The organism is Microbacterium phyllosphaerae (genome assembly GCF_017876435.1).
Classification (GTDB): domain Bacteria; phylum Actinomycetota; class Actinomycetes; order Actinomycetales; family Microbacteriaceae; genus Microbacterium; species Microbacterium phyllosphaerae.
Genome location: NZ_JAGIOA010000001.1, coordinates 3117539 through 3143874, shown reverse-complemented (window position 1 = coordinate 3143874; position 26336 = coordinate 3117539). Strand labels below are relative to the sequence as shown.

At 69.7% G+C, this 26336-nt stretch carries 24 protein-coding genes; 19 read left to right on the top strand and 5 right to left on the bottom strand.

The window, feature by feature from the left end:
* From JOF42_RS14820 to JOF42_RS14800, 5 genes are read left to right on the top strand one after another with little or no spacing between them, the layout of a single operon-like run.
* Complete coding sequence (locus JOF42_RS14820) at window positions 1-1023, top strand: ABC transporter permease (RefSeq protein WP_210098531.1); 1023 nt, start codon at window positions 1-3, stop codon at window positions 1021-1023.
* Window positions 1020-1895, top strand: a complete 876-nt coding sequence (locus JOF42_RS14815; RefSeq protein ID WP_210098530.1) for an ABC transporter permease — start codon at window positions 1020-1022, stop codon at window positions 1893-1895. The genes JOF42_RS14820 and JOF42_RS14815 overlap by 4 nt, the downstream gene beginning before the upstream one ends.
* A complete protein-coding gene (locus JOF42_RS14810) occupies window positions 1888-2790 on the top strand; it encodes an ATP-binding cassette domain-containing protein (protein WP_210098529.1) in 903 nt (300 codons plus the stop codon). The genes JOF42_RS14815 and JOF42_RS14810 overlap by 8 nt, the downstream gene beginning before the upstream one ends.
* Window positions 2787-3599, top strand: a complete 813-nt coding sequence (locus JOF42_RS14805) for an ABC transporter ATP-binding protein (RefSeq protein WP_210098528.1) — start codon at window positions 2787-2789, stop codon at window positions 3597-3599. The genes JOF42_RS14810 and JOF42_RS14805 overlap by 4 nt, the downstream gene beginning before the upstream one ends.
* A 3-nt stretch (window positions 3600-3602) precedes the next feature.
* On the top strand, window positions 3603-4733 hold the full coding sequence (locus JOF42_RS14800; RefSeq protein WP_210098527.1) for an LLM class flavin-dependent oxidoreductase: 1131 nt from the start codon (window positions 3603-3605) through the stop codon (window positions 4731-4733).
* 12 nt (window positions 4734-4745) lie between these two features.
* On the opposite strand, the gene JOF42_RS14795 is transcribed toward JOF42_RS14800, so the two are convergent.
* On the bottom strand, window positions 4746-5690 hold the full coding sequence (locus JOF42_RS14795) for a quinone oxidoreductase family protein (RefSeq protein ID WP_210098526.1): 945 nt from the start codon (window positions 5688-5690) through the stop codon (window positions 4746-4748).
* 9 nt (window positions 5691-5699) lie between these two features.
* Window positions 5700-9596, bottom strand: a complete 3897-nt coding sequence (gene hrpA, locus JOF42_RS14790) for an ATP-dependent RNA helicase HrpA (protein ID WP_245340819.1) — start codon at window positions 9594-9596, stop codon at window positions 5700-5702.
* Window positions 9597-9621: 25 nt separating this feature from the next.
* Between hrpA and JOF42_RS14785 the strand changes: the two genes are divergently transcribed.
* The 4 genes from JOF42_RS14785 to JOF42_RS14770 all read left to right on the top strand — a co-directional run bounded on the left by JOF42_RS14785 (window position 9622) and on the right by JOF42_RS14770 (window position 14110).
* Window positions 9622-10797, top strand: a complete 1176-nt coding sequence (locus JOF42_RS14785; RefSeq protein ID WP_307803616.1) for a heparan-alpha-glucosaminide N-acetyltransferase domain-containing protein — start codon at window positions 9622-9624, stop codon at window positions 10795-10797.
* A 9-nt stretch (window positions 10798-10806) separates the two neighbouring features.
* Window positions 10807-11643, top strand: coding sequence for an aldo/keto reductase (locus JOF42_RS14780; RefSeq protein WP_210098523.1), 837 nt, complete (start codon window positions 10807-10809; stop codon window positions 11641-11643).
* A 76-nt stretch (window positions 11644-11719) separates the two neighbouring features.
* Complete coding sequence (gene msuE / locus JOF42_RS14775; protein WP_210098522.1) at window positions 11720-12292, top strand: FMN reductase; 573 nt, start codon at window positions 11720-11722, stop codon at window positions 12290-12292.
* Between the two features lie 18 nt (window positions 12293-12310).
* Entirely contained in the window at window positions 12311-14110 is a 1800-nt protein-coding gene (locus tag JOF42_RS14770; RefSeq protein WP_210098521.1) for a thioredoxin domain-containing protein, read from the top strand.
* Window positions 14111-14114: 4 nt separating this feature from the next.
* Here the strand turns inward: JOF42_RS14770 and JOF42_RS14765 are convergent, their stop codons facing one another.
* On the bottom strand, window positions 14115-14333 hold the full coding sequence (locus JOF42_RS14765) for a hypothetical protein (protein WP_210098520.1): 219 nt from the start codon (window positions 14331-14333) through the stop codon (window positions 14115-14117).
* Window positions 14334-14533: 200 nt separating this feature from the next.
* Between JOF42_RS14765 and hisC the strand changes: the two genes are divergently transcribed.
* The 3 genes from hisC to JOF42_RS14750 are packed head-to-tail and all read left to right on the top strand — an operon-like array spanning window position 14534 to window position 17495.
* The gene (hisC, locus tag JOF42_RS14760; protein WP_210098519.1) at window positions 14534-15607 is read left to right on the top strand and encodes a histidinol-phosphate transaminase; all 1074 of its coding nucleotides are present in this window, start codon (window positions 14534-14536) and stop codon (window positions 15605-15607) included.
* Entirely contained in the window at window positions 15604-17013 is a 1410-nt protein-coding gene (locus JOF42_RS14755; protein WP_210098518.1) for an amino acid permease, read from the top strand. Before hisC ends, JOF42_RS14755 begins: the two co-directional genes overlap by 4 nt.
* A gap of 2 nt (window positions 17014-17015) precedes the next feature.
* A complete protein-coding gene (locus tag JOF42_RS14750; RefSeq protein WP_210098517.1) occupies window positions 17016-17495 on the top strand; it encodes an Lrp/AsnC family transcriptional regulator in 480 nt (159 codons plus the stop codon).
* A 28-nt stretch (window positions 17496-17523) separates the two neighbouring features.
* Here the strand turns inward: JOF42_RS14750 and JOF42_RS14745 are convergent, their stop codons facing one another.
* Window positions 17524-19077: a dolichyl-phosphate-mannose--protein mannosyltransferase gene (locus tag JOF42_RS14745; protein ID WP_210098516.1), complete on the bottom strand. Its 1554-nt coding sequence runs from the start codon at window positions 19075-19077 to the stop codon at window positions 17524-17526.
* Window positions 19078-19126: 49 nt separating this feature from the next.
* Between JOF42_RS14745 and rsmI the strand changes: the two genes are divergently transcribed.
* From rsmI to JOF42_RS14730, 3 genes are read left to right on the top strand one after another with little or no spacing between them, the layout of a single operon-like run.
* Window positions 19127-19948 carry a 16S rRNA (cytidine(1402)-2'-O)-methyltransferase gene (gene rsmI / locus JOF42_RS14740; RefSeq protein WP_210098515.1) on the top strand — a complete coding sequence of 274 codons (822 nt, stop codon included), beginning with the start codon at window positions 19127-19129 and terminating at the stop codon, window positions 19946-19948.
* Between the two features lie 13 nt (window positions 19949-19961).
* Window positions 19962-20624 carry a class I SAM-dependent methyltransferase gene (locus JOF42_RS14735; protein ID WP_245340818.1) on the top strand — a complete coding sequence of 221 codons (663 nt, stop codon included), beginning with the start codon at window positions 19962-19964 and terminating at the stop codon, window positions 20622-20624.
* On the top strand, window positions 20621-21727 hold the full coding sequence (locus tag JOF42_RS14730; protein ID WP_210098514.1) for a LacI family DNA-binding transcriptional regulator: 1107 nt from the start codon (window positions 20621-20623) through the stop codon (window positions 21725-21727). The genes JOF42_RS14735 and JOF42_RS14730 overlap by 4 nt, the downstream gene beginning before the upstream one ends.
* 22 nt (window positions 21728-21749) lie before the next feature.
* On the opposite strand, the gene JOF42_RS14725 is transcribed toward JOF42_RS14730, so the two are convergent.
* Entirely contained in the window at window positions 21750-22118 is a 369-nt protein-coding gene (locus JOF42_RS14725; RefSeq protein ID WP_210098513.1) for a VOC family protein, read from the bottom strand.
* Window positions 22119-22183: 65 nt separating this feature from the next.
* Between JOF42_RS14725 and JOF42_RS14720 the strand changes: the two genes are divergently transcribed.
* The 4 genes from JOF42_RS14720 (at window position 22184) to JOF42_RS14705 (ending at window position 26332) form a co-directional block, all read left to right on the top strand.
* Window positions 22184-22636, top strand: coding sequence for a MarR family winged helix-turn-helix transcriptional regulator (locus JOF42_RS14720; RefSeq protein ID WP_210098512.1), 453 nt, complete (start codon window positions 22184-22186; stop codon window positions 22634-22636).
* Between the two features lie 143 nt (window positions 22637-22779).
* Window positions 22780-24444, top strand: a complete 1665-nt coding sequence (locus JOF42_RS14715) for an ABC transporter substrate-binding protein (protein ID WP_307803615.1) — start codon at window positions 22780-22782, stop codon at window positions 24442-24444.
* Window positions 24441-25421 carry an ABC transporter permease gene (locus JOF42_RS14710; protein ID WP_210098511.1) on the top strand — a complete coding sequence of 327 codons (981 nt, stop codon included), beginning with the start codon at window positions 24441-24443 and terminating at the stop codon, window positions 25419-25421. Before JOF42_RS14715 ends, JOF42_RS14710 begins: the two co-directional genes overlap by 4 nt.
* Window positions 25418-26332, top strand: a complete 915-nt coding sequence (locus tag JOF42_RS14705; RefSeq protein WP_210098510.1) for an ABC transporter permease — start codon at window positions 25418-25420, stop codon at window positions 26330-26332. Before JOF42_RS14710 ends, JOF42_RS14705 begins: the two co-directional genes overlap by 4 nt.
* Window positions 26333-26336: the final 4 nt, after the last annotated feature.

The following is a 26336-nucleotide window of genomic DNA, read 5'->3' as shown; positions in this document are numbered from 1 at the left end:
ATGTCGACAGTGACCGCCGAGAAGCTCGCAGCGCCCGAGCGTGACGACGGGGCCGCACGCCCCAGCGCGTGGCCCGCACTGAGGGTGATCCTCGCAACCCTCGTCACGGCGGTCACCGTCTTCCTCCTCGCCACCTTCGCGACCTTCGCCCTCGGGGCCGCGAGCGGTTCGAATCCCGCGGCTGTCGCTCTGGGAGAGGTCGCCACGCAGGCCGACGTCGACCGGTTGAATCACCAGTTCGGTCTCGACCGACCCTTCCTCGTGCGATATGTCGACTGGATCTCGGGGGCTGTCACGGGCGATCTCGGCACCTCGTGGTTCACGAGCATCCCGGTCGCAGACAGTATCGCCCAGGCCTTCCCCGTCAGTCTGTCGATCGCGGCGGGGGCGACGCTGTTCGCGCTCGTCTTCGGATTCACCGGCGGCGTGCTCGCCGCCGTCACCCGCGGAGGAGCGATCGATCGGGTGGTGACCGCGTTCAGCACGATCGCCGCCACGGTGCCCGCGTTCGTCGCCGCGATCGCACTGATCCTGCTCTTCTCCCACGCGATCCCGATCTTCCCTGTCGCCGGATACACGCCACCGGAGAAGGACCTGGGAGCGTGGCTGGTCTGCCTCGTCCTGCCGTCGATCGCCCTGAGTCTGGACGCGGGAGCCGACGTCGCCAGGCAGCTGCGGACTTCGCTCGTCGGCACTCTGGGGGAGAACTTCATCATCGGGGCACGGGTTCACGGGCTCGGCCCCGCGCGCATCGTGTTCCGACACGCGCTGCCCATCGCCTCGGGCCCCGCACTCTCCGCTCTCGGCGTGCACGCACCGCGGCTGGTCGGCGGAGCGGTCATCACCGAGGTGATCTTCGGAATGCCGGGACTCGGGCAGCTCGCCAACCGTGCCGCCCTGCAAGGGGACGTGCCCGTCGTGCAGGGCGTGCTCCTGGTGACGATCGCGATGATCGTGATCGTCGGGGCTGTGCTCAACATCGTGATCTCCCGCACCGGCGGTACCGAAAGGAGCGCCGCATGAGCGTCATCGCATCGTCGGCCGCGGTGAGACTGTGGCGCGGCGGATGGAGCGTCAGGATCGCACTTCTCGTGCTGGTCGGCGTGGCCCTGCTCGCCGTCGCCGGCCCGGCCCTCGCACCACAGGATCCGCTCGCGCAGAACGCGTCGGCCGCGCTGCAGGAGCCGAGCCTCGCCCACCTCCTCGGTACTGACTATCTCGGCAGGGACGTGCTCTCGCGGCTGTTCGCCGGGGCACCGGCATCACTCATCAGCGCCGTCGTCGCCGCGCTCATCGGTCTCGTGCTCGGAGCGGTGCCAGGAGCCCTCAGCGCTTTCGTGCCGAGGTTCGCCGAGTGGTTCTCGCTGCGCATCGTCGACGCGCTCCTCGCGCTGCCGTTCATCCTGTTCGCGATCGTCTTCGCTGCGCTGCTGGGCAACGGCCTCGTGCAGGCGACGCTCGCGATCGGCATCCTGGTCGCCCCCGGATTCTTCCGCATCGCGCGCGCTGCCACTCTGCGGGTACGCGACTCCCCGTACATCGACGCGGCGGGCTATCTGGGCGCCTCCGCCTGGTGGATCCTGCGGCGGCATGTCTGGCGGCAGGTCGCGCCCAATCTGGTCGTCGCATCGGTCTCGGCCCTCGGCGGCGCGCTCCTCGCCGTCGCGTCGCTCACCTTCCTCGGCATCGGGGTGCAGCCGCCGGCGCCGACCTGGGGAGGGATGCTGTCGAGCGACCTCGGGTACCTCGGCCAGCGGCCGTGGGGTCCGCTCGCTCCGGCGCTCGCGATCATCGTCACCGTCGGCGCTCTCAACGTGGTCGCCGACGCGGCGCGAGACGTGCTCGGAGCGGCGGCGATCGTGCCCACGAAGCGGAAGGCGGTCGCGCATGTCTGACACCGGGTCGATCATCGCTACGCGCGGCACCGAGGTTCGCACAGCCGTCGCGCACGGATCGCCACTCCATCCCTCCTTCGACGAGGCCTCGCTCGCTCGCCCGGCCACGGCCGCGGTCACGGATCTCGTGATCACGGCCTCCGACGGCACGGAACTCGTGCACGGCGTCACGGCGTCGGTCCGTCCGGGCGAGGCCCTGGGCATCGTCGGCGAATCGGGAAGCGGCAAGACCCTCACCTGCCGCGCTCTGCTCGGCATCCTGCCCGCCGGCCTCGAAGTCACCGGCGGCACCGTGCAGGTCGCCGGGTTCGATCTCACCGAGGCGGACGAACGCGCGTGGCGTCGGGTGCGCGGCACGCACATCGGTGCGGTGTTCCAGGACCCGGCCTCGTATCTGAATCCGGCGATCCCCGTCGGCGCGCAGCTCGAGGAGACACTGAGGGTCACCGCCTCGCTGGGGCGTCGTCAGGCCAGGGAACGCGCGCGCGAGCTGCTCGACGACCTCGGCATACGCAGGGTCGACCTGGTGCTGCGCCAGCGTGTCGCCCAGCTGTCGGGAGGGATGCTGCAGCGCGTCCTCATCGCGATGGCGCTCGCCGCCGACCCCGCGGTGCTGATCGCGGATGAGGCGACGACCGCGCTCGATGTCACCGTGCAGGCGGAGCTGCTCGAGCTCCTCAGCCGTCTGCGAAGGGAACGCGACCTCGCGCTCATCCTGGTCTCGCACGATCTCGCCGTCGTCGCTCAGGTCTGCGAGCGCGTGCAGGTCTTCCGAGACGGACGCGTCGTCGAGGCGGGCGCCACGTCGCGGGTTCTGCGAGCGCCTGCGCATGCCTACACGCGGGAGCTGCTCAGTGCGCATGCCGCCTACGGACTCGAGAGGTTCCTCGCATGACGGTTCCGATTCTCGAACTCGAAGACCTCACGGTCGACTACGGCCGCGTGCGGGTGCTCGATCGCATCTCGCTCACCGTGCGCCCCGGTGAGGTCGTCGGCGTGGTCGGTGAATCGGGCTCCGGCAAGACGACACTCGCCAAGGCCGTGCTGCGTGCGGTCGACCCCTCTGCCGGATCGCGCCTCGTCGTGGACGGTCGCGACGTCACGCGGCTTCGCGGCGGCGCCCTGCGAGCCTGGCGGCGCGGCGGTGCGGTGCAATACGTGTTCCAGGATCCGCTCCGGTCTCTGGATCCGGGGGTCCGTGTCGCAGACTCGATCGTCGAGGGACTCCGCATCGCGGGTGTTCCGGCCGCCGATGCCGCACGCCGTCGCGCGGCGGCCCTCACCGCGGTCGGTCTCGACGAGGAGCTGATCGCGCGCCTGCCCGCGGGCCTCTCCGGCGGCCAGCGTCAGCGTGCGGCGATCGCCCGCGCCTTGGTCGTCGAGCCGCGGCTGCTGCTGCTCGACGAGCCGGTCAGCGCTCTCGATGCGGCGAGCCGCGACCGGGTCGTGCAGGCGCTCATCGCATTGCGCGACGCGCGCGGACCAGAGCTCGCCATGCTGGTGATCTCGCACGACATCGGATCACTCGCCGCGATGAGCGACCGGCTGATCGTGCTCGACCATGGACGCATCGTCGAAGACGGACCCACCCGTCGTGTGATCTCACGCCCCGAGCATCCGTACACCAGGCTGCTGATCGACTCCGTCCCCCTCATCCATGCGCCTCGGGCGAACCGCCCGTCGCCCGCCCCCGTCAGGAGCTGACACATGCCCATCGAACTGCTCGGAATGATCGCCACGACCGCCGGATCGGAGTCGAAGGCCGTGGAAGGGCCGGCCGTCGATGCGGCCTATGTGCGCGAGTTCTCGCGCGCCCACGAGGAGGCGGGTTTCGACCGCGTCCTGATCGGCTACAGCGCGAGCTCGCCGGACGGCTTCGCGGTCGCGGCGGCGGCGCTGCACTCGACTGACCGGCTGAAGGTGCTCATCGCCCATCGGCCGGGATTCGTCGCACCGACCGTCGTGGCCCGCAAACTCGCGACTCTGGATCATCTCACCGGCGGCGGCCGGGTCGCGATCCACCACATCAGCGGTGGCAGCGAGGCCGATCAGCGCAGGGACGGCGACTTCAGCGACAAGTCCGACCGCTACCGGCGCACGGGCGAGTTCATCGAGGTGCTCCGCCGCACGCTCGCATCCGACGAGCCGTTCGACTATCACGGCGACTTCTATCGGGTCGAGGGCGCGTTCTCCGCCGTGAAGCCCGCGACGGATGCGGGAATCCCGGTGTTCTTCGGGGGGCTGTCCGAGGGCGCGGTCGAGGTGGGAGCCAAGGGCGCCGACGTCTACATGCTCTTCGGGGAGCCGCTCGCAGACGTCGCGGAACACATCCGCACCATTCGCGCGGCCGCAGCGCGCGAGGGTCGAACCGTCGAGTTCAGTCTGTCGACCAGGCCGATCATCGGGGCCACCGAAGACGAGGCCTGGAAGAAGGCCGAGCGCATCTACGCAGAGACCGAGGCCGTGATCGCGAGCCGGGCGTCGGGAGGCACCCTCACCTTCGCCCGTCCGGCGCAGCACGAGCCCGTCCCGGTCTCGGCCGACCGTCTGCAGCAGGCCGCACGGCGGGGAGACGTGCACGACGAGCGGCTGTGGCTCGGCATCACGAGGCTCACGGGCCCGGCCGGCAACTCGACGGCACCCGTCGGCACGCCCGAGCAGGTGGCCGAAGCGCTGCTCAAGTACTACGACCTGGGCGTGACGCGCTTCCTCATCCGCGGGTTCGACCCGCTCGGCGACGTGCGCGAGTGGGGTGCTGAACTCGTTCCCGCGTTGCGAGAGGGAGCGCGGCTCCGTGACGAGGCACAGGCCGCGCAGCGCGAGGAGCGGGTCGCCTGACGGCCGATCCAGCTACGGGATCAGCACGATCTTGCCCGAGGCGGCGCCGGACTCCACGAGTTCGTGGGCCTGCGCCGCTTCGGCGAGGGGAAGCTCGGGGCCGAGTTCGATCGTGAAGTCGCCGGCCGCCAGAAGGTCGACGGTCGCGGCGAGGGCCTCGGCGCGCCAGGCGAGCTCCTGCTCGGTGAGCGGCACGGGGGAGCCGCCCGAGAAGGCGCGGATGCCGAAGGATGCGGCGTCGGGTCCGCGCACGATCGTCGCGATGCGGTCGCGGTCGGTGACGAGCTCGAGCGACGTCTCGATGGCCTCGTCGGTGCCCGCACAGTCGAGCGCGACGGTCACGCCGCCCGGAGCCGCCTCACGGACGCGCTCGAGCAGCCCCTCGCCGTACGCGACCGGGATCGCGCCGAGTTCGCGCAGCTGATCGTGGCGCGCGGGGCTGGCGGTGGCGATCACGGTGGCGCCCCAGGCGACGGCGAACTGCACGGCCGCCTGACCGACGGAGCCCGAGCCGCCGTGCACGAGCAGCACGTCGCCCCCTGTGACGCCGAGCGAGCGGAGTGCCTGGTACGCGGTGCCGGCGGGGATGCCGATGCCGGCACCCTCCGATGCGGTCACCGAATCGGGGAGGGCGACGAGCTTCTCGACCGGCACGGCGAGCAGACTCGAGTAGGTGCCGACGGTGTCGCGGATCGCCACGCGGTCGCCGACCGCGAACGCGTCGACGTCGTCGCCGAGGGAGTCGATCACGCCTGCGCCGTCGAAGCCCACGCCACGCGGTTCGGTGATGGGCGGCGACGGGCGCTTGGCTCCGCGGAGCTTGGCATCGATCGGGTTCACGCCTGCGGCCTCGATCCGCACCACGGCCTCACCACTGAGCGCGATCGGATCGGGCACCTCGATCAGGTGCAGCACGTCAGGGGAACCGAACTCTGTGTAGACGATCGCGCGAGCCATGCCCTCAGGCTACCCCCGTGCGGACAGCACCTTCATGATGCGCTGCGGCGAGACGGGCTGAGCCGTGCCGAGTCGCTGCGCGAACACGCTCACGCGATACTCCTCGAGCAGCCAGCGCGTCTCGACGAGCGCAGGCGAGGCATCCGGAGCAAGAGGGATCGTGCCCCCGGCATCCTCGAACACCGTCGCCATGCGCTCGAACTCGCTCATCCGGGTGCGATCCTTGCCGGGTTCGCTCGCCAGGGTCTTCAACCGATCGAGCATCCCGTCGAGGTAGCGGGGGAAGTGCGCGAGGCGCTCGACGCCCGCCGCCGAGACGAACCCCGGGTGCAGCAGGCCCGAGAGCTGGGTGCGGATGTCATTCAGCGGTCCGAGCAGCGCGAGCGAGTTCTGCGACTTGATACCGCGTTCGACATCACGCGTCTTCGTGAGGATGCGGGCGACGAGCGACACACAGGCGAACAGCTCGTCGACGAGGGACGCGGACACGGCGTCGCGCACGCGCACGAACTCGGCTTCGGTACGGATGATGCCGCCCGGATGCGCCCTGTCGATCAGGTTCTGCACCACGGCGGCGCGGCAGTCCTCGATGAGCGCCGCGGCCGACTGGTAGGGCGACGCGGCGAGCGCGAGCTTCTCCTGGCTCGTGAGGTGCTGCTGCACGTACGACGACGGCGACGGCACGCCGAGCAGCACGAGTCGCAGTACGCCTGCGCGGGTGGCCGCGGCCGCCGCATCCGCGGTGGACTCCACGCGCACCGAGACGGACTTGCCCTGATCGACGACCGCCGGATAGCCGCGGACGACGCCGCCGGCGACGCGTGTGTCGAGCACCTCGGGCAGGTCGCCGAAGGTCCAGGTGGTGAGGCCGTCTCTCTCGATCGAGGCGGCCACGGCGGCGGGTTGCGGTCCCTTCGAGGGGCCGGGGCGGCGGGGAGGCGCCGCGATCGATCGGGCCACACTGCTGCGCGCCCGGTCGGAGAGCTCGGCCTGCAGCACGCTGAGGTCGCGGTTCGACCCCGCGACGCGCCCGCGCTCGTCGACGGCGCGGAAGTTCATGCGCAGGTGGGCAGGTACCCGATCGTCCTCGAAGTCCGCCGCGGAGACCAGCTGGTTCGCGAGCGGCTGGATCAGGCGCGCGAGGGCCTCCTTGAGCGTGCGGGCGGGCAGTCCTCCGTGAGACTCGGGGCCTTCTCCGGTGAGCTCGGCGCCGAACCTGTCGGCCCAGTCCGCAGCGGGGACCACGTGACGGCGGATCGCCTTCGGCAGCGCTCGGAGCAGTCCGGTGACGAGTTCTGCGCGCAGGCCGGGGACCTGCCAGTCGAAACCGCGATCCTCGATCTGCGCGAGCAGGGGGAGCGGAATCACGACGCTCACGCCGTCGTCGGCTGCGCCCGGTTCGAAGCGGTACGCGAGCCCGAGCACCTGATCGCCCTGCGTCCACCGGGTGGGGAACTCGTTCTGATCGGCACGGCTGTCATCGTCGAGCAGGTCGGCCTCGCGCATCACGAGCAGTTTGGGGGTCGTGCCGAGCTGCTCGCGCCACCACTTCTCGAACGATCGCACGTCGAAGACGTCGGCGGGGATGCGCTCGTCGTAGAAGCGGAAGACGGCCTCGTCGCCGGCGAGGATGTCGCGGCGGCGTTCGCGCTCCTCGAGCTTCTCGAGGCGCTTGCGCAGCTCGGCGTTGCTGCGCCAGAACGCGCTCACACGCTTGTCGATGCGCGTCGGATCCCACTCGCCCTCGACCAGCGCGTGGCGCACGAACATCTCGCGCGAGGCGGCCCGGTCGATGCGCGCGAACTGCACGCGGCGACGGGGGATGATCTCCACCCCGAACAGCGTCACCTTCTCGTAGGCGACGGCGGCCCCTGCGTCCTTGGACCAGTGCGGCTCGGTGACCTGACGTTTCGCGAGGTCGCCGGCGAGAGCCTCGGCCCATGCCGGGTCGATCGCCGCGACCGTGCGCGCGTAGGTGCGCGAGGTCTCGACGATCTCGGCCGCCATGACCGCCTGCGGGGCCTTCTTGCGCAGGGCCGAACCGGGGAAGATCGAGAAGCGGATGCCGCGGGCGCCGCGATATTCGGCCTGACGGCGCTTCGCATCCTTCGGCGGGGTCTTGCTCTGGCCGCGGCTGGGCGTGTTCCGCTCGTCGAGGATGCCGATCTGCGACAGCAATCCGGCCAGCAGGGCGCGGTGGATCGCATCCGGATCCGCGGTGCCGGCACCTCGGGCGTCCTTGTCCTTCACCAGCGATCGCAGCTGGCGGTGCACGTCGAACCACTCGCGCACTCGCACGTAGTTGAGATGCTCGGAGCGGCAGAGCCGGCGGAAGGCGCTCGAGCCGAGCTCGCGCTGCTGCTCTCTGAGGTGGTTCCAGAGGTTCAGGATCGAGAGGAAATCGCTCGTCGGGTCGGCGAAGCGTGCGTGCATCCGATCCGCCTCGTCGCGCACGCTCTGCGGCGCGTCCTGCGACGGACGCTCACGGACGTCCTGGATCGACATCCCCGCGACGATCGCGAGGACGTCGCGGGTGACGTCGGCTCCGCCCGGGCGGCCCGCCTCGATGAGCATGCGGGCGAACCGCGGATCGATCGGGATGCGCGAGATGTCGCGGCCGATGCGGGTGAGACGGGGTGAATCGCCGCTGCCGCTCACCGCGCCGAGCTCGGTGAGCAGGTCGACGGCGGCCTTCACGCCGCGCGAATCGGGCGGGGTCAGGAACGGGAACGCCGTGATGTCGCCGAAGCCGAGCGACAGCATCTGCAGGATGACCGACGCGAGTGACGTGCGCAGGATCTCGGGCTCGGTGAACTCCGCGCGCTTGTCGAAGTCCTCTTCGCTGTAGAGGCGGATCACGATGCCGTCGCTCGTGCGACCGGCGCGACCGGAGCGCTGGTTCGCCGAGGCCTGTGAGATCGCCTCGATCGGCAGTCGCTGCACCTTCGACCGATTGCTGTAGCGCGAGATGCGCGCGGTGCCGGTGTCGATGACGTAGCGGATGCCGGGCACGGTGAGGCTGGTCTCGGCGACGTTCGTGGCGAGCACCACGCGGCGGCGCGCGCCGGCGACCCGGCTCTTCTCGAACACCCGGTGTTGCTCTGCCGCCGAGAGCCGCCCGTACAGCGGCAGCACCTCGGTGGGGGAGCGGTCCTTCGAGTACGCGCCGCGCACGGCATCCGCCGCATCCCGGATCTCGGCCTCGCCGGGGAGGAACACGAGCACGTCGCCCGGCTCTTCCCTGTCGAGCTCACGCAATGCCGCGACGATCGCGGTCACCTCGTCGGACTCGTCGGTCTCCTCCGTCTGCGCGCGGTAGCGGATCTCGACCGGGAAGGTGCGCCCCGACACCTCGATGACCGGTGCGGGCGCGCCCTCCCGCGTGGCGAAGTGCCGGGCGAAGCTCTCGGGGTCGATCGTCGCCGACGTGATGATGACCTTGAGATCGGGGCGCTCCGGAAGGATGCGCACCAGATACCCGAGCAGGAAGTCGACGTTGAGGGAGCGCTCGTGCGCCTCGTCGATGATGATCGTGTCGTACCGGCGCAGCAGTCGGTCGCGGTGGATCTCGTTCAGCAGGATGCCGTCGGTCATCAGTGCGATGCGCGTCTCATCCGAGACCTTGTCGGTGAAGCGCACCTTGTATCCGACGAGCGTGCCGAGCTCCACCTGCAGCTCCTCCGCCACGCGCTCCGCGATCGTGCGGGCGGCCAGGCGGCGGGGCTGGGTGTGCGCGATGCGCTCGCGTCCGAGATCGAGGCAGATCTTCGGCAGCTGCGTCGTCTTGCCCGACCCCGTCGCGCCGGCGACGATGACGACCTGGTTGTCGCGGATGGCGTCGGCGATCTCGTCCCGGGCGGCGCTGACGGGCAGCTCGGGAGGATAGATGATCACGGGGGAGGGCATAGACCTCCCATCGTACGATTCATCCGTGAGCACTGTGTCGACGACCCTCCCCGCAACGCGGTGGTTCCGCGAGTTCGGGCGGGCTCCCCGCATCCTCGGCCTCGATGTCGCGAGAGGTCTCGCGATCCTCGGGATGGCCGGGGCGCACATCGGCGAGACCGAGGCGTTCGATCCGTTCGACCTGTCGACGTGGACCGACCTCGTGCATGGGCGCTCATCGATCCTGTTCGCCGTCCTCGCGGGCATCTCGATCGCGCTGATGACGGGGCGCAGCACTCTGCCCGCCCCCGAGCGCATGCCGACGATCCGTCTGCAGCTCGTCGGACGCGGTGCGGTGATCTTCGTGATCGGACTCGCGCTCGAGATGCTGAACACCCCGATCGCGGTGATCCTCACCCTGTACGGGCTGCTGTACGTCGCCGTCATCCCGTTCCTGCGGTGGCAGCCGTGGAAGCTGCTGCTCGCCGCGGGCATCCTCGCGCTCGCGGCGCCGACCGTGCTGGCGCTGCTCGCAGCGCTCACCTTGAACCCTTATGGCGCCGGCATCAGTCTGGTGCTGTACGGCTCGTACCCGATCACGGCCTGGCTCGCGTTCGTGCTCGCCGGCATGGCCCTCGGGCGTCTGCACGTCGAGAAGCTCGAGACCGCCGCGATCGCACTCGGTGCGGGCGTCGGCCTCATGGTCGTCGGCTACGGGCTCGGCCTCATCGGAGCGGTCGCGGGTCTCACCGACTCGATGTCCGAGGGCAGCTGGACCTCGGCATCCGGATGGAGCACGTACCCGGACGCGCTCGCCTCGGCGGATCCGGGAGGTGCGGTGCTCCGAGCGATCTTCGGAGTCGATCCGCACTCCGGTGGCACGGCGGAGATCCTGGGGTCCGGAGGCTTCGCCCTGTGCGTCGTCACGCTGTGCGTGCTTCTCAGCGGGCCCCTGCGCTGGGTGCTGCTGCCCCTGGGGGCTCTCGGATCCATGCCGTTGACGGCATACAGTGCTCACGTGCTCTCGGTCGCGATGATCGGCGGCCCGGGCGGCTTCTTCACGAGCAACGGCTTCTGGGCGGTGACGGCGCTCTGCCTGCTCCTCGCGACGACGTTGTGGTCGATCCTGTTCGGTCGAGGCCCGCTCGAACGACTGGTGGGGTGGGCGGCCGTGCGGATGGCTTCGGCGCCGGCCGGCCCGCCTGTCATCACAGGGTCGTAGGGTGGAATCATGACGATTCCTGCACTCGAACTGAACGACGGCCACTCCATCCCGCAGCTCGGCTACGGGGTGTTCAAGGTTCCGGCCGATGAGACAGAGCGGGCCGTGAGCGAGGCGCTCGAGATCGGGTACCGCCACATCGACACCGCTGCCATCTACGGCAACGAAGAGGGCGTCGGCGCAGCCATCGCCTCCTCCGGCATCGCCCGCGACGAGCTGTTCATCACCACGAAGCTCTGGAACGACCGCCACCACGACGATGAGCCGAACGCGGCGATCGCCGAGAGCCTCGAGAAGCTCGGGCTCGACGTCGTCGACCTGTACCTCGTGCACTGGCCGACCCCCGCGAAGGACGACTACGTGCACGCCTTCGCGAAGCTCGTCGAGCTGCGCGAGGCCGGTCTCACCCGCAGCATCGGCGTCTCGAACTTCCTCGTGCCGCACCTCGAGCGCGTGGTCGCCGAGACGGGCGTGACCCCCGCGGTCAACCAGATCGAGCTGCACCCCGCCTATCAGCAGCGCGACGTCGTCTCCTGGGCGACCGAGCACGGCATCCGCATCGAGTCGTGGGGTCCGCTCGGACAGGGCAAGTACGACCTCTTCGGCACCCCGGCGATCGCCGAGGCCGCGGCCGCGCACGGCGTGACCCCCGCGCAGGCGGTGCTGCGCTGGCACCTCCAGAAGGGCTTCATCGTCTTCCCGAAGTCCGTGCGCGCCGAGCGCCTGCGCGAGAACCTCGACGTGTTCGGGTTCGAGCTGACGGATGCCGAGATCGCCTCGATCGACGCTCTCGACCCGCTCGACGGTTCGGGCCGTGTCGGCTCGCACCCGGACGACGTCAACTGAGACGCTCCGCTTCGGCAGATGACGCCCCGTGTCGCTCCTCGCGACACGGGGCGTCGTCGTGAGTAGCGTCAACGGCATGACAGCTCCCTATCGCGTCGTCGCCGTGTCCGGCTCTCTGCACGAGCCCAGCAAGACCACGGCGCTGGTCCGTGCGATCGCCGCGGCCGTCGCCGAGCGTGCCGAGGTCGAGATCGAGGTCATCGAGCTCACCGACATCGGCCCCTCGCTCGCGGGGGCTCTGCGCCGCGACCATCTTCCGGCGAACGTCGAGGAGAAGCTCCTGGCCATCGAGGCCGCAGACCTGCTGATCGTCGGCAGTCCCGTCTACCGTGCCTCGTTCACGGGTCTGTTCAAGCACCTGTTCGACTTCGTCGGTCAGTACGAGCTCGTCGGCAAGCCTGTGCTGCTCGCGGCGACCGGTGGCGGCGAGCGTCACGCACTGATCATCGAGCACCAGCTGCGTCCGCTGTTCGCGTTCTTCCAGGCGCTGACCCTGCCCTTGGGCGTCTACGCCAGCGACACGGACTTCGACGGCTACGTGATCGCGTCCGACGTCCTTCACGCACGCATCGCGCTCGCGGCTGAACGGGCATTGCCGCTCGTCGGCTACGCGGCCTCGCGGCCCGCGGAGCAGCTCCTCGTCTCCTGATCGGCGTAGCGTGAGCCCATGACCAACAGGCTCGCCGACACGCTCAGCCCCTACCTGCGGGCACACGCCGACAACCCGGTCGACTGGTACCCGTGGGGGCCCGAGGCATTCGCCGAGGCGCAGCGACGCGACGTGCCGTTGCTGATCTCGATCGGCTACTCGACCTGCCACTGGTGTCATGTGATGGCGAGGGAGTCCTTCGCCGACCCGGCCACGGCCGCACTGATCGACCGCGACTTCGTGGCGGTGAAGGTCGACCGTGAGGAGCACCCAGATGTCGACGGCGCCTACATGGCCGCGGCATCCGCGTTCACGCAGAATCTCGGCTGGCCGCTGACGGTGTTCACGACGCCGCGAGGGCGCACCTTCTACGCCGGCACGTACTGGCCTCCCGAGGCACGGCAGCCGATGCCGGCGTTCCGCGACGTGCTCGCGGCGGTGAACGAGGCATGGACCGTGCGCCGCGCGCAGGCCGAGGAATCGGCGGATGCCGTGACCGATGCTCTCTCGAGAGCGGCGGCATCGACGCCCTCCGATCTGCCGGATGCGGCGGCCCTCGCCGCGGCCGCCGACACCATCGCCCAGCGCGAGGACACACTGTTCGGCGGGTTCGGCGGCGCACCCAAGTTCCCCGTCGCGACGACGCTGAGCCTGCTGCAGACCCCGCTGGTGCGACGAGAGGCTCCGGATGCCGCGGCGGCGGCCGGTCGGGCGCTCGCCGCGATGGCGGCATCCGATCTGCGCGACGCCGACGGCGGGTTCTTCCGCTACGCGACGCAGCGCGACTGGACGATTCCGCACTACGAACGGATGCTGACCGACAACGCCCAGCTGCTGGTGGTCGCGCTCGATGCGGGTGAGGAGGCGACCGCTCGGGGTGTTGCGGGCTTCCTCCTGGATGCTCTGCGTCGTGAGGGCGGCGGCTTCGGCGCCGCGCAGGACTCGGAGTCGTGGATCGACGGGCAGCGCAGCGAGGGCGGGTACTACCTGCGGCCGGTGTCGGAGCGGGCGGGACTCGTGCCGCCCGCTGTCGACGGCAAGGTCATCACGGGCTGGAACGGGCTGGCCGTCGCCGCGCTCGCTCGCGCGGGTGCCGCGCTCGGCGAGAGCTCATGGGTGCAGGCCGCGGTCGACGCCGCCGCGTTCGTGCTGCGGGTCAACCGGGATTCGACCGGGGCCCTCGTGCGCGCGTCTCTCGACGGCGTCGCGTCGGGGGCGGTCGCGACGGCCGCCGATGTCGCGTTGCTCGCCGACGGTCTGTTCGCGCTGGCCGTGGCCACGGGCGAGGCGGCGTGGGCCGTCGAGGCACGTGCGCTGCTCGACACGGCGATCGAGGGACTCGATGGCGATCCCCTGCTCGCCGCGCACGGCATCGCCGCATCGCCCGACCAGACCGACGGAGATCTGCCGTCGGACGCGGCGGCGGTGGCCGCTGCGGCGCTCACGGCGTGGCGGCTCGGCGCGGGGGACCGGTATCGGGAGGCCGCTGCCGGTCGTGTGCGCCAGCACGCCGCGCAGGCCGTGTCGCAGCCGTTCGCGCACGGCAGTCTGCTGCGGGTGGCAGCGGGTCTCGTCGATGCACCGAGGCAGCTCGTCGTCGTCACGCAGACGCCCGACGGTGCACTCGCGTCCGCTGCACGTGCGGCCGACGCGGACGTGATCGCGATCGTCACCCCCGCACAGGCGGGGGCGTTCGCGGAGGCCGGCTTCGAGCTGTTCGAGGGCAAGGGCGACGCGGGGGAGCTGGCGTTCGACTGCCGCTCGTTCGTGTGTCGGCTGCCGGTGAGCGACCCCGCCGAGCTTCCCCTTTCGCGCTGACTCGTCAGCGAGCGTTGCGCGGGTGCTGCCGTGCGGTGCGCTCGTTCCCACGGCGGTAATCGCCGGTCAGTCGTGCCATCAGCAGCTGCGCATCGCCCCGCTCGACCTGAGCGAGGAACTCGGCCGCCTTGGCACCCCGCAGCACGGTCGCCGTGACCCCGCGGTGGCGGATCACGACGTCGTCGCCGCGCACCGCGAACTCGAAACCTGACGGGCTGCCCATGCTGCGATCGTAGACCGCCCGCGGAGCCGCGTAGGCTGTGCAGTCTGCTCATCGGTTCTGTGATTCCACCCCGCCGGTTGCGCGCGTTGCGCACCGAATGCTGCACCGATTGCCCACCTTCCGATATCCGGTCTAGTGTTGCGCGACAGCAGGCGCCGCCACCAGGGGCGCCACTGGATCACAGCAAGGATGCTCTGAGAATGCCCCTCCCCACCCGTGCCGGACTCGACGCCGTGCCTGCCTACCGCCAGGGGCGCTCCGCCCCGGCCGGCGCCTCGAAGCTCTCGTCCAACGAGTCGCCGCACCCGCCCCTCCCGTCCGTCGTCGAGGCCGTGCAGCAGCGGCTCAGCTCGATCCACCGCTATCCCGACATGAGCGCCGCGGCACTCCGCGAGCGTCTGGCCGAGCGCTACGACGTCGACCCCGCCGTCGTCACCGTCGGCGCGGGCTCGGTCGAGCTCGCGTCCCAGCTCATCCATGCGGTCGCCGGTGAGGGCGACGAGGTGATGTTCGCCTGGCGCTCGTTCGAGGCGTACCCGTCGCTGGTGCGCATCGCCGGGGCGACTCCCGTCGCGGTGCCGCTGAACTCCGACCACGCGCACGACCTCGACGCGATGCTCGCCGCGATCACCCCTCGCACGCGCCTGATCTTCGTGTGCAACCCCAACAATCCGACCGGGACGGTCGTCGGGGCCGCAGAGCTCGAGGCTTTCGTGGCCGCAGTGCCGCGCGATGTGCTCGTCGTCATCGACGAGGCCTACGTGCACTTCGATCGCACCGAGTCGTACGGCGCGGGTGTCGAGCTGTTCCACCGGCATCCGCACGTCGCCGTGCTGCACACCTTCTCGAAGGCGTACGGCCTCGCGGGGCTGCGCATCGGGTACGCGCTCGCGCCCGTGGAGATCGCCGAGAACCAGCGCAAGGTCGCGGTGCCGTTCGGCGTGACCGACCTCGCGCAGACGGCCGCCCTCGCCTCGCTCGACGCCGAGGGCGAGCTCGCCGTGCGCATCGACGAGGTCGTCGTGCAGCGCGACCGACTCCACTCGCTGCTCGTCACGGCGGGGTGGCCCGCCGTCGCGTCCCAGGCGAACTTCGTATGGGTGCCGGCCGGTGATCGCACCGACGAACTCGAGCTCCTGCTGCGTGAGGGCGGCGTGATCACGCGGGCCTTCCCCGGTGAGGGCGTGCGCATCTCCGCAGGATCCGCCGAAGACATCGACCGCGTGCAGTCCGCGCTCTCCACCCAGACCGCTCCGCAGGAGGCACGCGCATGACCGAGGTCCCCACCACCACGACGACGACCAAGGGGCTGCATCCGGGGCTGACCCGTCGCCAGATCTCGATGATGGGGCTCGGCGGCGCGATCGGCGCGGGTCTCTTCGTGGGCTCGGGGCAGGCGATCAGCATCGCCGGTCCCGCCGTGCTCATCTCGTACCTCGTCGCCGGCGGCATCGTGGTGCTGGTCATGGCGATGCTCGCCGAGATGGTCGCCGCCCGACCGAGCTCGGGGGCGTTCAGTTCGTACGCGCAGAAGGCGATGGGACGCAGCGCCGGCAGCGCGGTCGGCTGGCTCTACTGGATCCAGCTGGTCGTCGTGATCGCGGCGGAGGCCACGGGAGCCGGTGGCATCGTCTCGGCCTGGATCCCCGGCATCCCCGCGTGGGTGTGGGTGCTCGTCTTCGTCGTGGCGCTGACGGCCGTGAACCTGTTCGGTGTGCGCAACTACGGCACGTTCGAGTTCTGGTTCGCCGCGATCAAGGTCGCCGCGATCATCGTGTTCCTCGTCGTCGGGGTGTGCGCCATCGTCGGCTTCATCCCCGGGGTGCCCGCCACCGGTATCGGCAACCTCGTCGACAACGGAGGCTTCGCCCCGAACGGCATGACCGGTATCGCGGCCGCCCTCCTGATCGTGGTCTTCGCGTTCGGAGGCACCGAGGTCGTGGCGATCGCGGCCGCGGAGTCCGACGACCCCGCTCGCAACATCCGCCGCATCGTGCGCGAGGTTCTCGTGCGCATCCTGATCTTCTACGTCGGCTCGATCTTCGTGATCGTGTCGGTGCTGCCGTGGAACGACCCGGCCGTCAAGGACGGTCCCTTCTCCGCCGTGCTCGACACGCTGCAGCTGCCCGGCGTCGGCCTCGTGATGGACGTCATCGTCGTGATCGCACTGCTGTCGGCCATGAACGCGAACATCTACGGAGCGTCGCGCATGGCCTACTCGCTCGGCGAACGCGGTCTCGCTCCGCTCGCGGCGACCCGCACCACCCGCAACGGCGTGCCCGTCGTGGCCGTGCTCGCCTCCGTCGCGTTCGGGTTCATCACGGTGGGACTCAACTGGGCGTTCCCCGACGTGGTGCTCCCGGCGCTCCTCAACGTCGTCGGGTCGACGCTGCTGGTCATCTGGACGGCGACCGCGGTGTCGCAGATCATCCTCCGCCGCCGTGCCGATCGCACGGGCGAGCGGATGCCGATGCGCATGTGGGGCTTCCCCTGGCTGTCGTGGCTGTGCCTGGCGCTGCTCGCCGGCGTCATCGCGCTCACGATGGTCGACGAGGCCGCACGCGTGCAGCTGCTGCTCACCATCGGGCTCACCGTCGTCCTGCTGGTCGTCGCCCGCCTCACGCGCGACGTCTCGCGACCCGGCGTCGCCAGGGAGCGCGGGGGAGCGGTCGAGGACTGATCATGCGCATCGATCGCCTCGACGCCGAGCTCATCCGGATGCTCACGGAGTCGCCGCAGCTGCCGATCCTGGAGTGCGCGCGCCGACTCGGCATCGCCCGCGGCACGGCGACCAGCCGTCTCGCCCGTCTGCATGAGGGCGGGGTGATCGAAGCGATCGTGCCGCGGGTCGACCCTGCGGGCTTCGGGTACGGCGTCGTGGCGTTCTGTCTCGTCGAGATCGACCAGAAGGTCGGTCATGACGATGTCGCCTCCGCGCTCGCCGACGCGGTGCCCGAGATCGTCGACATGCACACCGTGACCGGGGCGAGCGACATGCAGCTGCGGCTGGTCGCCCGCGACGCGACGCAGCTGCAGGAGGTGCTCGACCGCGTCGCCCTCGTGCCGGGCGTCTCACGCACGGCGTCGTCGATCGCGATGCGCACTCACCTGTCGGGTCGGGTGCTGCCGCTGGTCGAGCACGTCGCGGGAGACGTCGACTGAAGCCGCGGCTGCGGTGTCGACGGACGCCTCAGATCCAGCCCGGCATCCAGTTGTGCAGCAGCCAGAAGTCGTAGGGAACGCTCATCCCGGTCCACACGGGATAGAAGAAGGCGGAGATCAGCACCACCACGGCGAGGAAGATGAACACCGTGCGTTCGCCGGACTGCCGTCGATGCAGGGGATCCTCCCGCCGCCCGGCGATCTGACGCAACACGACGGCGAGTCCGATCACGAGGAACGGCGCCATCGCCACCGTGTAGAACTGGAAGATCGTGCGCTCGGGGAACAGCAGCCAGGGCACGTAGGTCGCCGCGAGCCCGACCAGGGGGAACGTGAGCGCCGGTCCGACCGGCGTCCGGTCGATCCAGCCCCGCACGAGCCGGTAGATCAGGTAGACGGCTGCCGCGACTCCGGCGTACCAGATGATCGGGTTCGGGATCGTCGAGATCACGGCGATGCAGTGGTCGACGCCGCAGGGCCCGGGGTCGGATCCCACCCACACCGCGGTGGGGCGCAGCAGGAACGGCCACTCCCAGGCGGGGCTCGCATACGGGTGGCCCTTGATGAGCCCGACGTGGAAGTTCAGGATCGCCTCGTGGTAGTTCCACAGCGCGATCAGCGGATTCGGGTCGCTCTGGCGCGCATATCCGCCCGAGGTCACCAGCCATCCCGTCCAGCTGGCGAGATACACCCCGAGCGCGGGGAACACGAGCAGGACGAACGACACCGGGCCCTGGCGGAACGCCGCAGCGGTCGGCCACAGCACCACTCCGGCGCGGCGCCTCGCGAGAGCATCCGTGACCACGACGTAGAGCCCGAAGGCCGCGAGGGCGTAGAGGCCGGACCACTTCACGGCGCAGGCTGCGCCGAGAGCGAGGCCTGCGGCGATCAGCCACGGGCGGCGCCACAGCACCGGCCCCCACAGGGGGTCGGGAGAGTCGGGATCTGCCCGTTCGAGCACCGGGATCACCCGGTCGCGGTCGTACAGGATGAACAGTGCTCCGAGCATCAGGAAGAACGTCAGCGGACCGTCGAGCAGGGCGGTGCGGCTCATCACGATGCTGAGGCCGTCGATCGCGAGCAGGGTTCCGGCGACGGTGGCGACGACGATCGATCCGGTCAGGCGGCGGGCGACCAGATAGACGAGCAGCACGGTCGCGGTGCCGAGCAGCGCGACGGCGATCCGCCACCCGACGGTGTTGTCGGGTCCGCCGACGGCCATGCCGAGAGCGATCAGCCATTTGCCGAGGGGCGGATGCACGATGAACGAGCCCACATCCGACAGCGGCAGCTCCTGCAGGGTGATGAACGCCTCATTGGCGTCCTTGCCCCAGGTGCCCTCATACCCCAGGGTCCACAGCGACCACGCGTCCTTGACGTAGTACGTCTCGTCGAACGCGAGCTGGTGCGGATGCCCGAGGTTGACCAGGCGCAGCACCGCGGCCAGAGCGGTCACGACGAGGGGTGCGAACCAGCGCAGCATCCGTCCCCAGTCGTGGTCCTGCAGGATGCGGTCGCGCAGCTGCCCGTAGCGCGTCAGTCGCTCCTCGGGAGGAGGCAGCAGGGGCACGGGCGCGGTCACCGCTCCAGCCTAGACAACCCGCCCCTGAGGTCCCGCCTAAGCTGGGCGGGTGATCATCCTCGCCGCAACACCGATCGGAAACCTCGGGGATGTCTCGCGTCGCCTCGTCGAAGTGCTGGAGAACGCCGAGGTCGTCGTCGCGGAGGACACACGCACCACCGGACGGCTGCTGCAGGCGCTGCAGATCACCAATCGGCCGCGGCTGATCGCGCTGCACGACCACAACGAGAAGCAGAAGGCCGCCGAGCTCGCGGCGCTCGCCGTCGAGACCGATGTCGTCGTGGTCAGCGATGCCGGGATGCCGGCGATCAGCGATCCGGGCTATGCGCTCGTCGCCGAGGCCGTCGCGCAGGGCGTGACGGTGACGGCGATCCCGGGGCCCAGTGCCGTGCTGATGGCGCTGTCGATCTCGGGATTGCCGACGGACCGCTTCACCTTCGAGGGGTTCCTTCCGCGAAAGCCCGGGGAGCGGCGCTCGACCCTGCGCGCGCTCGCCGCAGAGCCCCGCACCATGGTCTTCTTCGAATCGCCCGCGCGCCTCGCCTCGTCGCTCGCCGACATGGGGGCGGCCTTCGGTGACGACCGCCGCATCGCGGTGTGCCGCGAGCTCACCAAGTTCTACGAAGAGGTGCGCCGCGGCACGTCGGCCGAGCTCGTCGAGTGGGCGACAGCGGGGGTCAAGGGCGAGATCGTGGTCGTGGTCGAGGGCGCGCCCCATCGCGAGGCGTCGGCGGACGACGCGCTGGCGCAGGTGCAGCGGCTCGTGGCATCCGGAGTGCGTCTGAAGGAGGCGTGCGCCGAGGTCGCTGCGGCCACCGGCCTGTCGTCCCGCGACCTCTACCAGGCAGCACTCGCGGCCCGCAGCTCGTGACGGCTCACAGCTGATGATGGCCGAGGCCGATGCCGACATCGCGGCCGCGTACGACGCGCGGGCGATGGAGTACGTCGCGGTGGCCGGCTCGATCGAACAGATGGATGCGCGGGATGCGGTCGTCATCGCCGCTTGGCGTGACCGCACACCGGGCCTGTTGTTGGATGCGGGATGCGGCCCCGGGCATTGGACGGAGTTCCTGTCGCCCGATGGGCGCGCAGTGCAGGGGATAGACCTCTCGGCGGAGTTCATCGCGACCGCGCGCGCCGGCCATCCCGGCATCCGGTTCGACCTCGGTTCGTTCCGCGACCTGCCGTTCGAGGCAGGGTCGGTCGGCGGCATCCTCGCCTGGTACTCGCTGATCCACACCCCGCCCGACGACATACCCGGGATCCTCGACGAGTTCGCCCGTGTGCTCGCCCCCGGCGGCAGCATCCTCATCGGGTTCTTCGACGGAGAGCCGCGCGAGCCGTTCTCGCACGCTGTCGCGCCTGCGTACTTCTGGTCCGCCGAGGCGCTCGCCGCGGTCCTCGCCGCTGCCGGCTTCGAGGTGGTGTCGAGCGAGACGCGCGGCCGGGAGTCCGGCGAGATCAGCGCCCGCCCTCATGGCTCGCTCATCGCCCGCGCGGCGGCGGGTACCCTGGTGCACACGCAACCGGAGGAGGACCGAGCGTGAGCAAGAAGGCGACCGTCTACGACGTCGCGGAGCGCGCCGGAGTGTCGATCGCCACGGTCTCACGCGTGCTGAGGCAGCCGGATGCCGTGCGCCCCGCCACCCGCGAACGGGTGCTCGACTCCGTCTCGGAACTCGGGTACGTGCCCAGCGGCAGCGCTCGCGGCCTGGCCGAACGCCGCACCGGAGTGCTGGGCCTCTACTTCCCGGGGTTCGACGCGTCGGAGGACGCCCCGGTGCTCGACGTCCTCGCAGAGGGGCAGGCCGACGCGCCGCCGTTCACGGTCGAGCAGGCATCGGACGACGCGGATGCACCGCATCCGACCATGCTGTTCCTCGACGAGGTGCTGCGCGGTGCCGAACTCGAGGCCTGGAAGCAGGGCTTCGTGCTGATGATCGGCGTCGGACGAGGTGATCCCGCCCGTGAGACGGTGCGCGACATCGCCGGTCGTGTCGACGGGCTGATGGTGCTCGCGCAGAGTGTGCCGGATGACGTGCTCGCCCGACTCGCTCAGCGGATCCCCGTGGTCGTGCTCTCGGGGCCGGCACGCGGCGACACCTACGACCACGTGACGGTCAACAACGCCGAGGCGATGACCGAGCTGACCCGTCTCGTGCTCGCGCAGGCCGACCCAGGGGGCATCGCCTTCCTCGGCGGCCCCGCGGACTCTCCCGACGGCGCACAGCGGTGGGAGGGCTTCGCTGCCGCCGTCGCCGAGGCGGGGCTCTCGATCGACGACGTGACGGTGCTCCGCGGGGACTTCACCCGCGCATCGGGTCAGGCCGCCGCCGAACAGCTCATCTCCCGCGGGGCGCCGTCGGTGCTGGTCGCGGCGAACGACCAGATGGCTCTCGGGGCGATCGACGCGTTCCACTCGGCGGGTATCCGCGTGCCCGACGACGTGAGGGTCACCGGCTTCGACGGCCTCGAGGCGGCCGCGCTGTCACGGCCTGCTCTGACGACCGTTCGCCAGCCGATGATCGACCTCGGTCGTGCCGCCGTGCAGCTGCTCGCACGGCGCCTCGAGCAGCCGGATGCCGATCCGATGACCGTGCGTCTGCCGTTGCAGATCCTCGTCCGCGAGAGCTCGCAGCGCCCCGGGTAGTCGAGAGTTCGGCACCGCCCGTTCAGGCGCGGTCGTGCAGCGTGATGCGGTAGCCGTCAGGGTCGGCGAACGTGAAGGTGCGACCGAACGGGCCGTCGATCGGGTCCGCCACGATCGTGTGTCCGTCGGCGGAGAGAGCGTCATGGATCTCCTGCACGTCGGTGGCGTGCAACCAGATCGCGGCACCGATCCCGGGCTGATCGACCCCCTCGAGGTCGGTCCCCGGGGCGATGTCGCGCAGTGCGAAGGCGATCGGCGACGTCTCGAAGACCACGGCGTGCGGGGGTCCCGCCTGGGAGCGGACCAGGCCGAGGTACTTCTCGTAGAACGCCTGGGACGCGGCGAGGTCGCGGGTCTGGAGGGAGATGAAGTCGGGGCCGGTGACGGGCATAGTGACGCTCTTTTCGTCTTCGTGTCAGTTATCTGACATGCACCAATCTATGTCAGACTACTGACATGAGTCAAGACGGTGCGGGCATCGACCTGGACACATCTCTCGGATATCTGCTGAAGGAGGCCGCGAGCGCTCTCCGTGCGGCGATGGAGGAGGTACTGCGTCCGCTCGGGATGACCATCACGCACTACTCCTGTCTCGAGCTGCTCGCCCAGCGGCCCGGCCTGTCGAACTCCGAGCTGGCCCGTGGTGCGTTCGTCACGAGGCAGTCGATGAACGTTCTGCTGCAGGGGCTCGAGCGCGACGGCTTCGTCACGAGGCCCGCCGAGCCTCCGGCTGGCAAGGCCCTCCCGACGACGCTCACCCCGCGGGGTCGGAAGAGTCTGGCGGCGGCGACGGCCGCGGTGCGATCCGTCGAGGTCAGGATGCTGTCGGGCATGACGGATGCCGAGCAGTCGGCGGCGTTCCGGGCGCTCCAGAGCATGACCCGCTCTCTGCGGACGAACGCCGAGTAGCCGGGAGTTTGGTACCGCTCCCAGCGCGCAACGCCTTGCATCTCCCGAATGTATGCGCTTACAATCACTCATGCGGCTTCGGCCGCGGGGTGCCCCCGACTCGTGGGACCCCCTTCATGACACAGACGACATGAGGTGGCAGTGTGGCGAAGACGCACATGCTCCGACGCTGGCGGAGAGCCGCGATCGTGGGACTGGCGGCAGCAGCCGTCGTGCTCAGCGGTTGCAGCATCCAGATCAGTTCGCAGCCCGATCCGTCGATCGGCGACGACACGATGCTCATCAATGCGGACAAGGGGAACCCGTTCTTCACGCGGAACTTCAACCCGTATCTGACCAACACGCGCACCGCGTCGCGATGGATCTACGAGCCGCTGATCCTGGTGAACCCGCTCGACGGAACCCAGAACCCGTGGCTGGCGAGCGAATGGTCGCAGCCCGACGCCCGCACGATCGTGATGACGATCCGCGATGACGTCGAGTGGAGCGACGGCGAGAAGCTGACGCCCGATGACGTGGCGTTCACGTTCCAGCTGCTCAAGGACAACCCCTCGCTCGACATCAAGGGTGCCTGGCAGCACCTCGAGACGGTCGAGACCGACGGGAACGACGTCATCATGCACCTGCAGACGGACGACGCCCCCTCGCTGCCGATCCTCGGCCAGACCATGATCGTCCCCGAGCACCTCTGGGCCGACGTCAAGGACCCCGGGACCTACCGCAACGAGAACCCGGTCGGCACGGGCCCGTTCGTGCTCGGCAACTACAACGACCAGCAGTACTCGGTCGACAAGAACCCCGACTACTGGCAGGCCGACAAGATCGAGATCGAGCACATCATCCTGCCGTCCACGAACTCCCAGCTCGACACCGTCACGCGCGGCTACGACTGGGCCTACTCCTTCATCTCCGATGTCGAGGGCACGTGGGGTGCAGCCAGCGAGCACAATGCCTGGTGGTTCCCGCCCGGTGGCGTGATCGCGCTGATGCCGAACCTCGAGGTCGCGCCGTTCGACGACGTGAACGTGCGCCGAGGCATCGCGCTCTCGCTCGACCGCGAGGAGATCGCCGAGACCGCCTCGGAGGGCTACATGCAGCCGGCCGGGCAGACCGGTCTCGTCCTCCCCAACCAGGAGGAGTACCTGGATCCGAGCATCCCCGATGGGGGCATGATCACCCAGGACACGGATGCTGCACTCGACGCGTTCGCCGAAGCGGGTTACACCCTCGACGGCGACCGACTCGTCGGCCCAGACGGCAAGCAGCTCGAGTTCGCGCTGACCACGGCCAACGGATTCTCCGACTGGACCCGCGCGGCGCAGACCGTGCAGAGCCAGCTGGCGAAGGTCGGCGTCAAGGTGACGCTCAAGCTCCCGCAGCCGGCCGGCTACCAGAGCGCCATCAGCAACGGCGACTTCGAGATGGCCATCGGCGGCATGGGCAACGGCGACGTCTACCAGGCCTACAACAACCTGCTCTCGAGCGAGTTCTACGTGCCCTCCGGCGAAGCGACCGCGAACAACTTCGAGCGGTACCGCTCGGACGAGGCGGACGCGCTGCTCAAGGAGTACCGCGAGACGGTCGACACCGCACGCCAGGCAGAGATCGTGCAGGAGCTGCAGGGCATCGTCTACGACGAGATGCCCGTCATCGGCCTCTACTACGGCGGGATCTGGGGCCTGTTCAACGACTCCAAGTTCACCGGATGGCCCACAGAGGACGACCCGTACATGATCCCGCAGAACTACGACTCGGCACCGCTGGGCATCTTCACCCGGCTCGAGCGCGTGAAGGAGGATGACCGATGAAGTACGTCCTCCAGAAGGTCGGACTGTTCGTCCTCACGCTGTGGGCGGCCGTCACGCTGAACTTCTTCCTTCCGCGCCTCATGCCCGGTTCGCCGGCCGACGCCGCGATCGCGAAGCTCTCGCAGAACGGACCCGTGTCAGACGCGACGCGCGCCGCGATCGAGGCTCAGCTCGGTGTTCCCACCGGGTCGATCTGGGACCAGTACGTGGCCTACCTCGGTCAGGTCGCCCGACTCGACTTCGGCGTCTCGTACACGTTCTACCCGCAGACCGTGTCGAGCATGGTCTCGACCGCGCTGCCCTACACGATCGGCCTGGTCGGCATCGTCACGATCCTCGCGTTCGTGATCGGCACGCTGATCGGCACCGCCGCGGCCTGGCGCCGTGGCACGTGGTTGGACTCGCTGCCGACGCTGACCGGCTCGTTCCTCAGCACCTTCCCGTACTTCTGGACAGCGCTGCTGCTGCTGTTCTTCTTCGGGTACGTGCTGCACTGGTTCCCGACGACGGGCGCCTACTCGGCGACCACTACGCCGGGCTTCACCTGGGACTTCTTCATCGACCTCGTGCAGCATGCGATCCTCCCGGCAGTGACGATCCTGTTGACGTCGCTCGGCGGATGGATCATCGGCATGCGCAACGCGATGATCAACACGCTGGGTGACGACTACGTGACCTTCGCCGAGGCGAACGGCCTGCACGGTCGCACGATCGCCCTCCGCTACGCCGCACGCAATGCGATCCTGCCGAACCTCACCGGCTTCGGGCTCACGCTCGGTGGCGTGGTCGGCGGATCGATCCTCGTGGAGCAGGTGTTCGGGTATCCCGGCATCGGATATCTGCTCTTCAACGCCGTGATCGGGCAGGACTACCCGCTCATGCAGGCGCTCTTCCTGATGATCACCGTGAGCGTGCTCGTCGCCAACTTCCTCGTCGACATCCTGTACGGCGTGCTGGATCCAAGGACCCGCCGATGACCTCCACCATGAATGTCAAGGTTCCCTCCGACCGGATCGCGGCTCCCAGCCCGTGGCGTTCGTTCGCCCGGATGGTGGGCACGCTCTGGTCCAACGGCAAGGCCCGCCTGGGCCTCGTCATCCTCGGTCTGTTCGTGCTCGTCGCGGTGTTCGCTCCGCTGATCGCGCCCTACGGCCCGAAGGACAACTCGTTCGAGCGCAACGCCGACGCGTCGGCCGCGCACTGGCTCGGCACCACGGCCGCGGGCGAAGACGTCCTGAGTCAGCTGATCTACGGTTCGCAGATCAGCCTGCTGGTCGGCATGGCCGCCGGTCTTCTCTCGACGATCGTCGCGGTGCTGATCGGACTCAGCTGGGGCTACATGCGCGGCTTCGCGGGAGAGGTGGTCGGCTTCATCGTCAACCTCTTCCTCGTGATCCCGGGCCTTCCCCTGATGATCGTGATCGCCGCCTACCTGCAGAACGGCGGCATCCTGATGATCATCGCGGTGATCGTCGTCACCGGCTGGGCGTGGGGCGCGCGTGTGCTGCGCAGCCAGACCCAGTCGCTCCGGGGCAACGACTTCGTCACCTCGGCGCAGTTCTCGGGCGACAGCCGGGCGCGCATCGTGTTCCGCGAGATCCTGCCGAACATGACGTCGATCATCGCGGGCACGCTCTTCGGGGCGGCGACCGCGGCGATCCTCGCCGAGGCAGGCCTCGAGTTCCTCGGTCTCGGTGACTCGAGCATCGTCAGCTGGGGCACCATGCTCTACTGGGCGCAGAACTCCAACTCGCTGCTCACCGGGCAGTGGCTGCTGCTGTTCGCCCCCGGTCTCTGCATCGCCCTGCTCGCTCTGAGCCTGACACTGATCAACTTCGGCGTGGACGGCATCTCCAATCCGCGCCTGCGAGAGGGGAAGGGACGATGAGCGC